Origin of the sequence: Streptomyces sp. NPDC050988 (assembly GCF_044456225.1) — a bacterium.
GTDB lineage: Bacteria > Actinomycetota > Actinomycetes > Streptomycetales > Streptomycetaceae > Streptomyces.
On the sequence record NZ_JBITFQ010000005.1, the window covers coordinates 46,318 to 61,322 of the forward strand.

The 15,005-nt window shown below is 71.9% G+C and carries 7 protein-coding genes; 1 reads left to right on the plus strand and 6 read right to left on the minus strand.

The genetic code is table 11. The features are described from left to right. Positions 1–14: 14 nt before the first annotated feature. The 6 genes from ACIBEI_RS14015 to ACIBEI_RS14040 form a co-directional block, all read right to left on the minus strand. On the minus strand, positions 15–2,177 hold the full coding sequence (locus ACIBEI_RS14015) for a CDP-glycerol glycerophosphotransferase family protein (protein ID WP_398888409.1): 2,163 nt from the start codon (positions 2,175–2,177) through the stop codon (positions 15–17). Positions 2,178–2,464: 287 nt separating this feature from the next. Further along, positions 2,465–4,720, minus strand: coding sequence for a CDP-glycerol glycerophosphotransferase family protein (locus ACIBEI_RS14020; RefSeq protein WP_398888411.1), 2,256 nt, complete (start codon positions 4,718–4,720; stop codon positions 2,465–2,467). 171 nt (positions 4,721–4,891) lie between these two features. Further along, positions 4,892–5,695, minus strand: coding sequence for a carbohydrate ABC transporter permease (locus ACIBEI_RS14025; RefSeq protein WP_398888988.1), 804 nt, complete (start codon positions 5,693–5,695; stop codon positions 4,892–4,894). Positions 5,696–5,802: 107 nt separating this feature from the next. Beyond that, entirely contained in the window at positions 5,803–7,083 is a 1,281-nt protein-coding gene (locus tag ACIBEI_RS14030) for a carbohydrate ABC transporter permease (RefSeq protein WP_398888413.1), read from the minus strand. 81 nt (positions 7,084–7,164) lie between these two features. Continuing rightward, positions 7,165–8,580, minus strand: a complete 1,416-nt coding sequence (locus ACIBEI_RS14035) for an ABC transporter substrate-binding protein (RefSeq protein WP_398888415.1) — start codon at positions 8,578–8,580, stop codon at positions 7,165–7,167. 371 nt (positions 8,581–8,951) lie between these two features. Beyond that, positions 8,952–12,758 (minus strand): FtsK/SpoIIIE domain-containing protein, encoded by a 3,807-nt coding sequence (locus ACIBEI_RS14040; protein ID WP_398888418.1) that lies wholly within the window; start codon positions 12,756–12,758, stop codon positions 8,952–8,954. Between the two features lie 437 nt (positions 12,759–13,195). Here ACIBEI_RS14040 and ACIBEI_RS14045 point away from each other — a divergent pair, with 437 nt between their 5' ends. Further along, complete coding sequence (locus ACIBEI_RS14045) at positions 13,196–14,875, plus strand: serine/threonine-protein kinase (protein WP_398888420.1); 1,680 nt, start codon at positions 13,196–13,198, stop codon at positions 14,873–14,875. Positions 14,876–15,005 lie beyond the last annotated feature (130 nt).

Here is a 15,005-nt window from a genome sequence, read left to right on the forward strand (position 1 = left end):
ACTTGACGGAGGCATCAGCGGGCCGGTGCGTGGGCCGGTGGGCCGACGACGACCGCCGGTCTCGCCGCCGGAACGGGGAGGCGTTCGTGCAACGGCACCACCGGCGGCAGCTCCTCCTCGGGCTGCCCCAGCAGCACCCGCCGTACGACCCGCTCGGCGGCCCGCCCGTCGTCGAACCGGCAGAAGCGCTCCCGGAACCGGTCCCGCAGCCCGGCGGACCGCTCGTCCGCCCACTCGCCCGTCGTGAAGACCCGGATCAACTCGTCCTGCGTACGGGCGACATGACCGGGCGGCTCGGCCAGCAGGTCGAAGTAGACGCCCCGGGTGTCCCGGTAGACGTCCCAGTCGTCGGCGTACGTCACGATCGGCCGGTCCAGGTTGGCGTAGTCGAACATGATCGACGAGTAGTCCGTGATCAGGGCGTCCGAGGCCAGACAGATGTCCTCGGTCTCCCGAGAGGCCGTGACGTCGATCAACCGGCCGGAGGCCACGGCCTGTTGGAGGTCCGCGTCGCCTTCGAGGAAGTAGTGCGCCCGCAGCAGCACCATGAACTCCGGTCCCAGCTCCGCACAGAATCGGGCCAGGTCGAACTGGGCCGACACATCACGCGGATAGTCGCGGTACGTCGGCGCGTACAGCAGTGCCACCCGGTCCTCGGGAATGCCGAGCCGCTCGCGGATCGCGGTGACCTCGGCCGGATCCGCCGTGTAGAAGCGGTCGTTGCGTGGATAGCCGTACTCCAGGTGCGTGAAGGCGCTGGGGTAGGCGCCCGACCAGACCTCCGTGGAGTGCGCGTTGGAGGAGAGGGAGTAGTCCCAGCGGTCCGCGCGCTCCATCAGCCGGCCGAAGCTTCCGGTGGCCGCGGCGACCGCCCGGTACTCGATCTGGTCGACGCCCATCCGCTTCAGCGGCGTCCCGTGATGGGTCTGGACGTGCACGGTCCCGGGGCGTTTGACCACGGCTGTCTCGAAGTTGACGTTGTTGAACGTGTACTTGGCCCGGGCCATCACCTCCCAGTACCGCCTGCTCCCGATCACCACGCTCTCCACGTCCTCGGGCATGTTCGCCGCGTCCTGCTCCCGCACCAGGAACACCGACCTGATGTGCGGGGCGAGTTCGCGTGCCTTGCGGTGGATGGCGGCCGGGTTGCAGGCGTAGCCGCGGCCCCAGTACGCCGCGTAGACGGCGAGGTTCTCGTCGAGGGACCTGCGGAGGTACCGCCGGTACGGGCCGTGGGGGCGGCCGCGCCGCCATCTGCGGGCGGCGCGGATCGCGAACGCGCGGGCCCGCTCCGACCGTCGCTCGGCACCGAGGAGCGCGCGGAACGTGGCGTACGCGCCGCGCGCCAGCAGCCGCCCGCGCAGACCCTTGGCGCGGTGGCCGCGCGGACGGTGGCGGCGGTACAGCCTGCCCGCCCGGCGGAAGAAGGCCCTGCGGCAGGACGTGGCCGCCGTGTCGAGGACCTCGGCGAAGAGATGGTCGAAGAGGGCGCGCGATGTGTCCTGGTCCAGGTCCTGTTCGGCTGCCCGCCTCAGCACCAGCTCCACCTGGTCGAGGAGTTGACGCTGTGCGTCGGGTGTCGTGCGGCCGCCGCTGGCGCTGGGGCGCCGCTCGTGACGTCGTACGCAGACCGTGTCCAGCGCGGCGGTTTCCCCGGCCGCGAGGGTCACCAGCCCGGACCAGCCGATGTCCGTGAAGTGCCCTTCGGGGAAGGTGAGTTGGTGATCGGTGAGAAACGCCCTTCGGTAGGCCGTGGCCCAGACCGGGTGCCGTACGTCCGTGGGGTCGCCGTCATCGCCCCCCTCCGGCACCGGTTCGCCCACCCACCACGGCACGCGCTCGTGGGCGAGGTACAGGACGTCGACCTCGCCGGTTTTCCGGAGCCGGGCGTCCATCGCGGCGAGTGCTCCCGGCGTGAGCACGTCGGTCGCGTTCAGGAAGAGCAGGTACGTGCCGGTGGCCGCGTGCATGCCTGCGGCGCGTGAGCCGGTGGGGTGGGTGACGCGGGGGTCTCTTTCGGCGTACTCCCCGGTGACGGTCGCCGCCGGGGAGTCGGGGGTGTCGCAGACCGTGATCAGTTCGAAGTCGGTGAAGGACTGGGTCACGACCGAGTCGAGGGCGGTGGGGAGGCGCCCCGCGAGGCCTTGTGCGGTGACGATGACGCTGAAGCGGGGCATGTGGTGCGGGGCTCTTTCTGTGACGGGGGGTGGATCGGTCGGTTTGCGGGGTGCGGGTGAGTGGGGGCTGGTCGCGCAGTTCCCCGCGCCCCTGGGTGAGTGGGTGGTCCGTGTGGTGTGTTGGGTGCGGGTTCGTTTGGGCTGAGCGCGCAGTTCCCCGCGCCCCTTGAAGGCAAGGGCTACCGCCCCCCAAGACAAAAGCCTGGGGCGCAGCCCCGCTTTTAGGGGCGCGGGGAACTGCGCGACCAGCCCCCACCGGGCCCGCACCCGACAACAGGGCCCGCGCCCTAAAGACAAGGGGCCTGGCCTGCCGGTGTGGGGACCGTGGCCAGTGGCGTCGTGACGGACTGGTCCGCCGCCGACCGGGCGGGATTGCGCGCCGTGAGCGGCACCACCGCCGGCAACCCCGACGTCTCGCCCAGCACGACGTGGCGAACGACCCGCTCGGCCACGTGCCCGTCGTCGTACGGGCAGAAGCGGTCCCGGAACGCCGACCGGAGCTGCGTGGAGCGGGAGCCGCGCCAGTGGCCCGTCGCGAAGATGTCGATCAGTTCGTCCTCGCTGCGCGCCACCGCACCCGGCGGGAACGCGCGCAGGTCGAAGTACGTCCCGCGAGCCGCCTCGTACGCCTCCCAGTCGTCCGCGTGGATCACGATCGGCCGGTCGAGGCCCGCGTAGTCGAACATCAGGGAGGAGTAGTCGGTGATCAGCGCGTCCGAGGCGAGGCACAGGGACTCGATGCTCGGATGGTCCGACACGTCGATGAGCCGGCCGCCGCTCCGCGCGAGCGGGGCCCCGTACGCGTGGTGCGCGCGGGCCAGCAGGACGAAGCGGGGGCCGAGTTGGCGCAGCACCCGCTCCAGGTCGAGCGCGGTGCGCTGGGTGCGCTGGTAGTCGCGGTGCGTGGGCGCGTACAGGACGGCGACCGCGCCCTCGGGGATGCCGAGGTTCTCGCGCAGCCGGGCCACTTCGGCCGAACTCGCCTGCTGGAACCGGTCGTTGCGCGGCTGGCCGTACTCCAGCGTCGTGTAGCCGGACGGGAAGACGCGCTCCCAGACGAGGGTGGAGTGGCGGTTGGCGGACAGGCAGTAGTCCCACTGGTCGGCGTCGCGCAGCAGGGCGGTGAAGTCCGTGCCGCGGGCCGCCGCCGGGTGCTCCTGGAGGTCCAGGCCCATGTGCTTGAGCGGTGTGCCGTGCTGGGTCTGGACGAGGATCTGGCCGGGGCGCTTGACCAGCCGACGGTCGAAGTCGGTGTTGTTCACGAGGTACTTGGAGCGGGCGAGAGCCGTCCAGTACGCGGCGGTGCCCGGAGTCAGCCTGCGGGTCGCCGTCGGGATCGTGTGGTGGAACTCGGGGCGCGCGATCCATGCGGTGCGCACGTCCGGCGCGTACGTCCGGAACGCGGACTCCAGTGCCCCCGGGTTGCAGCCGTGGCCGCGGCCGCCGTGGCTGGTGAACACGGCCTGGTCGGCCCGGACGGGAAGCCGGAGCTGGACCTTGTAGTGCAGCCGGAGTGCGGCCGTGCGGAGGGTCCGGGCCAGTGCGCCGGTGAGGCGCGTGACGCCTCGCTCGATCCGCACCGCCGCCCACAGCGAGCGGTAGGTGCGGTGACTGCCCAGGCGTACCAGCGCGTGCCGCAGCCGGTTCTCGGACGGGACGTCGGCGGCCCGTACGCGGTAACGGACGTAGTGGGCACGGGCTTTGCGCAGGAACTGGGCGCGGGAGCCGTGCGGCAGCCGGTCGCGCTTGAGGAACACGGCCGACAGGTGGTCGACCATGCGGTGGAACAGGACCGGCCGCCAGTGCGCCAGTTCGGGGTACGCGTCGAGATGCGCGAAGACCCGGTCGTACTGGTCGAAGATGTCGAAGTGCTTGTCGCTGACCGTGCCGAGGATGTTTCCCCGGCGGCGCTGGCGGTAGTGGACGCAGACGCGGTCGAGTGTCGCGATCGTCTCGGCGGCCATCAGGACCGGGGACGTCCAGGGGGTGTCCTCGTAGTAGCCGGGCGGGAAGGCGAAACCCTCCCCGGCGATGAACTCCCGGCGGTACGCCTTGTTCCACACGACCATGAGGACCTTCAGCAGGCCCGGCCGGTCGTCGAGCCTGAACGGCGCCGGCGCGTCCTCGGTGAGCTGGCCCGCCTGTACGTTGCGTACCGTCTCGCCCGACCAGAAGGTGCGCGCGTAGTCGTAGACCAGGACGTCCGGGTCGCCGGTCTCCTTGACGCGGTCGGCGATGGCCCGCAGGGCGTCCGGGGTGAGGGTGTCGTCGCCGTCCAGGAAGATCAGGTAGTCGCCGGTCGCGTACCGCATACCAGCGTTGCGGGCCCGGCCGAGGCCCACGTTCTCCTTGAGGTGGACGGCCCGCACACGGGGGTCGGCGGCCGCGAACTCGTCGATGATCGCGCCGCAGGCATCGGGTGAGCAGTCGTCCACCGCGATCAACTCGAGGTCGGTGAAGGACTGTTCGAGAACGGATGCCATGCACTCGTGCAGATATGCCTGCACCTGGTACGCGGGGACAATGACACTGAACCGGGGCAAGGGACATCCTTGTGTCGGCGCGGGCATACTGCCCGGAAACGGCCGAAGGGGTTACCGGGTTACGCCGGATGCGGCATGTGGGGGACCCCGGGTGAACGCGAAGGGGCGGGCCGATGGCGGCCCGCCCCTCGCGATGTGTACTCCGGGTGCCCGACCCGGATGTCCCGGACGCTACTTCACCGCGCCCGCCATCACACCGGACACGAACTGCCGCTGGAACGCGAAGAACACGGCCAGCGGGATGACCATCGAGATGAACGCGCCGGGCGCCAGCGTCTCGATGTTGCCGGAGAACTGGCGGGTCTGCTCGGTCAGCGCGACGGTCAGCGGCCGCGAGTCGGAGTCCGAGAAGACCAGCGCCACCAGCATGTCGTTCCACACCCACAGGAACTGGAAGATGCCGAGCGACGCGATCGCGGGCGCGCCGAGCGGCAGGATCACGGTGGTGAACAGGCGGGTCTCGCTCGCGCCGTCGAGCCGTGCGGCCTCCAGGAGTTCACGGGGGATCTCCGCGAAGAAGTTCCGCAGCAGGAAGATCGCGAACGGCAGGCCGAAACCCACGTGGAACAGGACGACACCGATGATGGTGCCGAAGATCCCGAGATCGCCGAAGAGTTCGGACAGCGGGATCAGAGCGATCTGCACCGGCACCACGAGCAGCGCCACCACGGCCAGGAACCACCAGTCGCGGCCCTTGAAGTCCATCCAGGCGAAGGCGTATCCGGCCATGGCCCCGATGACGATGACCAGGGCGGTGGCCGGCACGGTGATCCAGATCGTGTTGAGCAGGGAGTCGGTGATCGCCTCCTTGCCGAGCAGGGTCGAGTAGCTCTCGGTGGTGAGCTGGGACGGCTTGCTGAAGACCGTCCACCAGCCGGAGTCGGCGATGTCGGTCGGGTCACGGAACGACGAGGCGAGCAGCCCGACCGTCGGCGTCACCCAGAGCAGTGCGATCAGGATGAGGAAGACCCGCATCACACCGCCGGTCGCGCCGCTCGCCAGCCTGGAGACGAGCGACCGCTCGGGCGGACCGGCCGCTTCCGCGGCCTCCGGCGGGGCTTTCAGAGGTACGGAGGGTGCGGTCACCGTCGGCGCTCCCTTCGCAGTCGGCGGATGTTGACGATCATCACCGGCATGACGAGCAGCAGCAGGACCACACCGATCGCGCTGGCGAGGCCGAGGTTTCCGCCACCGCCGGTGTACGAGTTGTAGAGCTGCAGGGCCAGGACGTTGGCCTCGTCCTGGGTGGGTTGCGGGGCGATGATGTAGATCAGGTCGAAGATCTTCATCACGTTGATGATCAGCGTGATGAGCACGACCACGAGGACCGGAGCGAGCAGAGGGACCGTGACCCTGCGGAACACCTGCCATTCGTTGGCCCCGTCGACCCGGGCCGCCTCCAGGAGGTTGCGGTCCACCCCGGCGAGACCCGCCGCGATGAGCACCATCGCGAAGCCCGCCCACATCCACGCGTACGAACCGATGATGGCCGGTGTGATCAGGCTCGGGCCGAGCCAGTCGACGCCGTTGTAGGGCGCCGCGAAGTTCGAGGACGGCAGGCGCAGTTGGGCCCCGTCGGCGGAGGCCGGCAGCGTGAACGTACCGTCGTCGCCCGCCTTCGCGGAGGCCACGACCCTGCCGTCCTTGACCGCCTCGACCTTGATGCCGGGCAGGGCCTTCTCACCCGCGTCGATGGCGCCCTTCTCGCCACCGCCGCCCAGTTTGAAGTCCAGCCAGACCGTGCCGGACACCCCGTCGCCCGAGGCCTGGGCGGCCTTGGCGTCCCCGGGGCTGCCGGGCACCTTGTTCGGGGCGATGCCGACCAGCGGGATCAGGGCCGGGGAGCCCGCGCTCACCGTGCCCGTGGAGGTGAAGGAGCCCCCGCCGGACGCCTTGAGGTCGCTCTCGGTCGACGGGCGTGCCTTCGGATAGACCGACGACTCGGCGAAGGTGTCGTGCACGCCCACCACCACGGCGTTCGCCACGCCCTGGTCGGGGTCCGCCTCGTACACGAGCCGGAAGATGATGCCCGCGGCCAGCATGGAAATGGCCATCGGCATGAAGATGATGAGCTTGAACGCCGTTGCCCAGCGCACCCGTTCGGTCAGCACGGCGAAGATCAGGCCGAGCCCGGTGACCAGCGCCGGGGCGACCGCCACCCAGATCGCGGTGTTCTTGACCGCGGTGAACGTGGCGTCGTCCGTGAAGATGTCGCCGTAGTTGCCCAGCCCCACGAAGCCCGAACCGTCGGCATCGTAGAGACTGCGCCAGACCGAGTACCCGATCGGGTAGACCACGAGCGCGCCGAGCAGCACGATCGCGGGCAGCAGGAACAGTCCTGCCACCCACGGCCGGGTACCCATCACACTCTTGCGTTTTCCGGCGGGGGGCACCGGACCTGCCGGGCCCCCCGCCGTCGCCACCTGCGACGACATGGGCTGCCGTCAGCCCTTGTACGCCTTGGCGGCGGCCGTTTCGAGCGCCTGCTGCGCGCCCTCGACGTCCGAGGGGGTCTTCAGGAAGTCCTGCAGCGCCTTCCACTCGCCCGCGCCCTGGGTGCCACCGAAGGCGGCCGGGGCCTGGTCGGACATGTCGAAGCGGAAGTCGTCGCCCGCGTCGAGCAGCGCCTTGGCGATGTCCGAGGCCACGGCGTCCTTGTAACTCTTCAGGTCCATCTCCTTGTTGGGGGAGATGATCCCGCCCTGCGCCGCCCACAGCTCGGCCGCGTCGGTCGAGGCGAGGAAGGTGATCAGGGCCTGCGAGGCCTTGTCGTCCTTCAGGATCACGGCCACGTCACCACCGCTGACCACCGGCGACTCGTCGCCGACCGCCGGGAACGGGAAGACCTTGGCGTCCGTTCCGATCTTGGCCTTCGTGTCGGCGTTGATGTTCGCCGCGACGAAGTCGCCCTCGTAGACCATCGCGGCCGGGGTGTCGCCCGAGAAGGTCTTCGTCACCGACTTGGGGAACTCGGTGCGCAGCGCGCCGGCCTTGCCGCCCGCGATCAGGTCGTCCTTGCCCCACAGCTGGCCCAGTGTGGTCAGGGCCTCCTTCACGGAGGGGTCCGTCCACTTGATCTCGTGCTTCGCCAGCTGGTCGTACTTCTCCGGGCCCGCCTGCGAGAGATAGATGTTCTCGAACCAGTCGGTGAGGGTCCAGCCGTCCTGGCCGCCGATGGAGACCGCGGGCGAACCGGCGTCCGACAGCGTCTGGGCGGTCTGGAGGAACTCGTCCCAGGTCTTGGGTTCCGCGGTGATGCCGGCCGCCTCGAACGCGGCCGTGTTGTACCAGACCAGGGACTTGTTGGCGGCCTTCGCGTAGACGCCGTACTGCTTGCCCTTGTAGGCGCCCAGGTCCTTCCAGCCCGTCGAGAAGTTCTTGTCGATCTGCGCCTGGGCCTCGGCGCCGAGGGGCTTGACCCAGCCCTTGTCGACGAACTGGTGCAGCACACCGACCTGCGGCAGGAACGCCACGTTCGGCGGCTTGCCGCCCTGGATCTTCGTGCCCAGGAAGGTGGACGTGTTGTTGCCGGTCGGTACGAAGCTGACCTCCGCGCCCGTCCGCTCCTCGAACTCGTCCAGGACCTTGGTGAAGTTGTCCTGCTCAGGGCCGGTCCAGACGGCCGCGACCTCCAGCTTCTGGCCGTCGAGCTTGGGGAGCTCGACACTGGCGGCGCTGCCGCCGGTCTCGCTTCCCCCGCCGCCCTCGTCGCTCTTGTCGTCGTCTCCGCCGCACGCCGTGAGCGTGAGCGCCATCGCCCCCGCGACGACGGCGGCCGCGGTTCGTGCGGTCCTGCTCATCTTGTGCGACTTGTGCGGCTTGTGGTGCGGCCTGTGTGTACGAAGCGTGTTGCTGCGCATGACTTGCCCCGTTCTTCGTCGAACGTCCGAGCGCTGTCCGTGCGCTCTTGGTCTACGCCCGTGTGCTTGGGGGCGGCAAGAGCGCCTGCGCTGTCAAGACCGTGATCGTAACCGCGTCGTGACGTGGGGTGTTTCTCGCCCCCGCCGCCCCTACCCATTCCCGTCCTTCTGGGGCTCCGCCCCAGACCCCGTGGGGGTGCGTTGTCGGGTGCGGGCCGGTGGGGGCTGATCGCGCAGTTCCCCGCGCCCCTAAAAACCTAAGGGGCGCGGGGAACTGCGCAATCTTTTGGGGGTTCGGGGGCGAAGCCCCTGAGTAGTGACGGGAATGGGTAGGGGCGGCGGGGGCGAGAAAACGCCGGACGAACCCGGTGCTAAAGAAGCGACGGCACCTCCGTCGCCGAGACGGAGCGGGCGGCCCGCTCCAGGGCGCTGGCCAGGAGGGCCAGGTCCGTGGGCCCGTTGCCCAGCTCGCGGACGGGCCGCCGCGCGGGCGGATCACCCATGCGGGCCCACTCCAGCGGAACGACAGTGGGCCGCAGAGTCGCCGTACGAGGAATACGACCAGTGACCCGGCCCCCCTGGAACGGCGTTGACCGACCGGCCGGTCCGCCGAGCCGTCCCCGCCCGGGCGCGGGCTCCTCCGGCCCGGCCACCACCGCTTCGAGGACAACCCGAAGCGTCGCCCGCCGAGCCAGCTCCGTCTCGTCCGTCCGCTCCCCACCCCCGGTCGCAGCCACCAGATGCACCCCGAGCCGCTCCCCGTCCCGCGCCACGGCTTCCAGCGCCCGCACGACCGAACCGGCGGCCGGGCGCCCGGGGGAGCCCAGCGCGGGCGAGAGCAACGCGTCGAGATCGTCGACGACCACGACGAGCCGGGGGAGCGGAGGCCCCGCGTCCGGCCGGGGCCGACTCGCGACGGGACGCAGCCGGAGGGTGGAACTGGAGGGCGTGTCGAGGTCCCCGGCACCGGCGGACCCGCCTGCTGTACCGCCTGCCTGCCTGGCCGCCGAACCCGCCGAACCGGCCGAGCGCTGGGCGACGACACGGCCCGACGCCCCCTGCCGGTCCTGCCGATCCTGTCGGGCCTGCCTGTCCTGCCGGTCCTGTCGGTCCTGGAGGGAGTGCCACTCGGCGAAGTCGAGCCGGCCGAGCAGCTCGGCCCGCCGCTTCAGCTCGGCGGCCAGGGACTGGGCGAACTCCCGCATCCGTACGGGATCGTGCGCGCCCAGATGCGTCGTGACGTGAGGCAGGTCCGTACACACCTGGAGCCCGTCCCCGCGCGCGGCCGCGCCACCGCTGCCCGTGCCGTCCCGGCCGTCGATGAGCACGATGCCGATCCTGTCGGGCCGCTCCGCGGCGGCGAGTGAGGCGGCCACCGAACGCAGCAGTTCCGTACGCCCGCTGCCCGAGGGGCCCTCGACCAGCAGATGCGGTCCCTCGACCGCGAGGTCCACGGAGACGGGCCCGCGGGGACCGGCGCCGAGCACGGCCGTGGCCCGGCCACCGAGCGCCTCCGTGTCGTCGGCCGCGTCCGCCCAGCGCGCCATCAGCGACGCCGGGGTGGCCCTCGCCAGGCCCAACTCGTCCAGGAGGCGGGCGGATTGGGGCAGCGGCGCGGACACCCGGGTGTGTCGCTCACCCGCCACACCGTCCGCGCGGAGCGGCGCCAGCGCCCGGGCGAACCGCTCGGCCCAGGCCATGGATACGGCGTCCACGGCGGCGACCGTGCCGTGACCCACGGGCCCGCCCTGCGTGGCGGACGGGGAACCGCCCGCCTGCTTGCCGTGCGCCACGCGCAGCAGCCGCAGCGCCGTCGCCACGTCACCGCTGAGCAGCGCGACGGCACCGCACTCCCGGAAGGCGGGCGAGGCCGCACAGGCCGCCTCGTACGTGTCCGTCACCGGTGAGGCGGGCGACGCGGCCGGTGTCTCGACGAGACAGATGACGTGGATACCGGCCTGGGGCCCCTCGGCCGCGAGCCGTGACACGGCCTCCCGCACCCCGGCCGACCCGGGGTCCCCGTCCACCACGACGACGGTGTGGGGGCCCGGCCACTCGGTCTCCGCCGGATCGTCGGACCGCGCCCAGGAGGGCCGCCTGGCCCGCCCTCGGGCTGCCGCGTCACTGGTCTGCGTACCGCTGCGGGGGAGTCCCAGGTGGGTGATGTTGCTGTCGCGTGCGGTGGGGTGGGCGCGGGGCAACGCCGGGGAACCGGAACCGGTGCGCTCACCGTCCCGCGCCGGGTCGTCGTCGGACGGGTGCCTCGGCCGGGCCGTGCCGTCGGAGGAGGAAGGAGAGGGTGAGGACGAGGTGCCGGCGCGGCCGCTCGCGCCACCGTCATGGCCCCGCTCGCCGCCCGGCTCCCGTCGCTCGCCGGGCCGTTGTACGGCCCCGAAGGCCCCGCTGTCGTCCGGTGAGCCCCCGCCGAGGCGAGGCCCGCCGCCGGTGGATCCGGTGGACACGGAGGCCCGGCCCGCTTCCGCCAGGTGGTCCTCCAGTCGGCGGACCAGCTCCTCCGTACGTGCCGTCGCCTGTTCGCGGTCGTAGGCGAGGAGGAGACGGCAGTCCTGGCCGTGGGTGGGACGGAGATGGGGGAGCCAGCCGAGCCAGGACCACTCGGCGGTGCGCTCCTCCACGGAACGCGAGCGGTCCGTGCTGATCAGGGTGATTTCCAGGGCGTCGGGCGAGTGCAGCGCGGCGAGCTGGGCGACCACAGCGCGGGCGAGGCCCGAGAGGCGCCCGCGTGGCCCGGCCAGGCCCAGCGCTCCGACCTCCCGCAGACCCGCGGTCACCGGCACCGAGGGGAGCAGGCCGGAGCCGTCGGGCGCGCTCCGGTCCGCCGTGCCGAGCCGCACCGTGAGCGTCTCCGGGTGTCCCGGACCGCGCTCCCACAGCCGCGGTCCCGGTCCGAGCGCGGCCAGCAGCAGCGCGGCGGGATCCGGCCACCGCTCGGGAGCGGACGAGCCCGCGACGACGGGCTCCTCGGCTGCCTGTGTCTCGTACGTGCCGTCGTACGCCTCGTCGTGCTCCGCGTCCGGCTCGTCGCTCCGGCCGCCCGCCAGGCGCCTGGCCCATGCGGAGATCCCACCGCGCTTGCGCACACCGCGCGGCACGGGTGTCCCCCGGAGGGGAGTGCCTTTTCGGCCGCCCTCACCGGGAGCCGGTGCGTCCGGGTTCTCCTTGGGGGCCGCTCCGGAAGGTGCTCCGGTGTCCGTGCTCTCGATCCGCGGCGCCCGGCCCTGCCCCGGTACGACGGTCGGGTCCGCGGGCGTGTGCCCCTGGGGTGTGGGCGCGGTCCCGTGCGAGCGCCCGCCCTCGGCGGAGCCCCACCCGGCGGTGCCGTATCCGTGATGTGTCTCGGCGGTCGGCGGCGCGACCTGGAAGCGGGGCCCCGCCTCCGAAGCGCCCCCGCCCTCCCCGTCACCTCGGGCGCCCCCGTCGCGCGCGTGGGGCACCCTCGCCGCTCCGGGCGCCGGTGCCTGCTGTCCCGTACGACCCGCCGTGGCCGGCGTCGGCTGTTCCCGCTCGGGAGTCTCCGGTGCCGTCACGACCCGGACGTGTCCCTCGCCGTCCGGCGCGGTCTCCCGCACGACGGCCGGTTCGCCCGCCGGGGCCAGGCGCAGCGCCGACTCGCCCACCCGGAGGAGCGCCCCGGGCGCGAACCGCACCTGGCGCTCGCCCACGCGTCGGCCGTCCAGTGTCGTGCCGTTCGTGGAGCCCAGGTCCGCCACCGAGACGCGGCCGTCCGCCGCGACCGTCACGGCGCAGTGGAGGCGGGAGACGTCAGGGTCGTCCAGCGGCACGTCGGCGTCGGCCGAGCGGCCGATGTCGATCCGGCCGCCGTGCAGGAAATGGACACCTCCGGCGTCGGGCCCGGCCACCACGCGCAGCTGTGCCGCGGCGGGGTCGAGGTCGGGACCGGGCTCCGCGGGGGAGCCCAGGGACAGCACGGCGCCGTCCATGAGAGGTGGCTCACCCAGCGTGCAGCGCTGTGCGTCGAGCCGCTCCGCCCCCGCGTACAGCACCCCGGCTCCCTCGCCCCCGACCGCCGAGGCGAGGCCGGAGGCCACCGCCGCGAGCGCGGTCCCGGCGGGTGCTGTGACCAGCACGTCGCAGGACGCGGGGCGTCCCTCGGGGCGCGTCCCCAGCGGGTCTACGACGGTCAGCCGGATCTGCATCGCCGTCAGCGGTCCCTTCTGTCGCGGGCGCCCGCGACGAGGCTGCCCCGCGGTCCCCCACCGCAGATCCCCCCACCGCACACGGGCACGTCGGCCAGTACGGGAAGCATCCTCGCACCTGCCACTGACAACACGCCCGCCCTCCACCGGCAAGTGATCTTGATTGGTCGGCTCTGCCCGCAAAAGTGCCTGACCAATGCCCGACCGATGTCCGCTTGAGATCGGTCACGTCAAGATGCGGCAACCAAACCACCCAAAGCGAGCGTCTTTTCATCGAACACATACAGGAACGCCTTGCGTAATGCATGGGCAGGCGGGGTGAGGGAAACCGCAGCGGGACGACAGCCCGGTGCCACGTTCGACGGCACTACAGTGGGTCGGAACCATCCGTAGCAGGGTGGACGGATCAGTCAGGCAAGCAGCAGGGAGCGCATGACGTGCGGCCGGTAGGGAGCAAGTACCTCCTTGAGGAGCCGCTGGGGCGCGGCGCCACAGGCACCGTCTGGCGCGCCAGCCAGAGGGAGACAGCGGGAGCCGAGGCGGCAGTACCCGGTCAGCCGGGTGAAACGGTGGCGATCAAGGTCCTCAAGGAGGAGCTCGCCAACGACGCGGACATCGTGATGCGGTTCCTGCGCGAGCGCTCCGTGCTGCTCCGCCTGACCCACCCGAACATCGTGCGCGTACGGGACCTCGTGGTCGAGGGCGATCTGCTGGCCCTGGTCATGGACCTGATCGAGGGCCCGGACCTCCATCACTACCTGCGCCAGAACGGCCCGTTCTCGCCGGTCGCCGCCGCGCTCCTGACCGCCCAGGTCGCCGACGCGCTCGCCGCCAGCCACGCCGACGGCGTCGTGCACCGCGACCTCAAGCCCGCGAACGTCCTGCTCAAGCAGGACGGCGGCCAGATGCACCCGATGCTGACGGACTTCGGCATCGCCCGCCTCGCCGACTCCCCGGGCCTGACCCGCACCCACGAGTTCGTCGGCACGCCCGCCTACGTCGCGCCCGAGTCGGCCGAGGGCCGCCCGCAGACCTCCGCCGTCGACATCTACGGCGCCGGAATCATGCTGTACGAGCTGGTCACCGGCCGTCCCCCGTTCGGCGGCGGATCGGCCCTGGAGGTTCTCCACCAGCACCTGAGCGCCGAGCCGCGCCGGCCCTCCACGGTCCCCGACCCGCTGTGGACCGTCATAGAGCGCTGCCTGCGCAAGAACCCGGACGAGCGGCCCAGCGCCGAGAACCTCGCCCGCGGTCTGCGTACGGTCGCCGAGGGCATCGGCGTGCACGCGAACTCCGCGCAGATCGCCGCCGCCGAGGCCGTGGGCGTCATGCTCGCTCCGGACCTGGCGCCCGCCGCCGTACCGGGCGACTTCGGTGCCGCCGACCCCACCCAGGTGCTCCCGCAGGGGGCCGCCTCGTTCGACCCGAACGGCGCGACCAGCGTCCTGCCGCACACCGGCGCCGCCGACCCCACCGCCGTACTGCCGGGCCGTGGCGCGGCGGACCCGACGGCCGTGATGCCGCCGGTGCCGCCGGGTCAGCCCGGGGGTGGCCCCGAGGACCCGCACCCCTGGCAGAACCAGCTGCGGGCGGCCCGCGACCGCAACGAGCCGACGCAGATGCAGCCGTACCTCGACCCGAACGAGGACCCGCTGCGGCGGCGCCCGCAGCGCCAGGTCGCGAGGCCCCAGCAGCAGCCACCGCCGCCGCCGAGGCCCCAGCAGCCCCAGCAGCGCCGGCAGCGACCGCCCCAGAACCAGCCCGGCTACGGCTATCCGCAGCAGGGACAGCAGCCCCAGGGATACGCGCCCCAGCACCAGCCCCAGCAACCGCAGCAGCGGCACGCTCCGCCCCAGCAGCCTCAGCAGCCCGCGCCCCGGCCGCCGCGCGAGCCCCGGCAGCGCAGCGCCAACCCGATGAAGATCCCCGGGCTCGGCTGCCTCAAGGGATGCCTGTTCACCATCGTCATCCTGTTCCTGGCCGGGTGGGCGGTCTGGGAGTTCAGCCCGCTCCAGGGCTGGATCGGGACGTCCAGGAACTACTGGGACCAGCTGACGGACATGTTCGGCACGGTCTCCGGCTGGGTCGAGAACCTGGGCGGCGGTTCCGGGAAGTAAGTCTTCTCAGCTGCCGGTAAGTCTTTTCCGGTATTTCAGAGCATTGCCCCTTCAAATCCCCGGAACCGCGGTGCGGTTCTGGGGATTTGTCGACACCTGGGGGGTGATTTCTGTCGCCGAAGAGGAGGTT

Excerpts from the sequence above, each read along its gene's own strand:
- ACIBEI_RS14015 (WP_398888409.1), bottom strand. The coding sequence starts at position 2,177 with ATGCCCCGCTTCAGCGTCATCGTCACCGCACAAGGCCTCGCGGGGCGC.
- ACIBEI_RS14025 (WP_398888988.1), bottom strand. The coding sequence starts at position 5,695 with ATGCGGGTCTTCCTCATCCTGATCGCACTGCTCTGGGTGACGCCGACG.
- ACIBEI_RS14030 (WP_398888413.1), bottom strand. The coding sequence starts at position 7,083 with ATGGGTACCCGGCCGTGGGTGGCAGGACTGTTCCTGCTGCCCGCGATC.
- ACIBEI_RS14035 (WP_398888415.1), bottom strand. The coding sequence starts at position 8,580 with ATGCGCAGCAACACGCTTCGTACACACAGGCCGCACCACAAGCCGCAC.
- ACIBEI_RS14040 (WP_398888418.1), bottom strand. The coding sequence starts at position 12,758 with ATGCAGATCCGGCTGACCGTCGTAGACCCGCTGGGGACGCGCCCCGAG.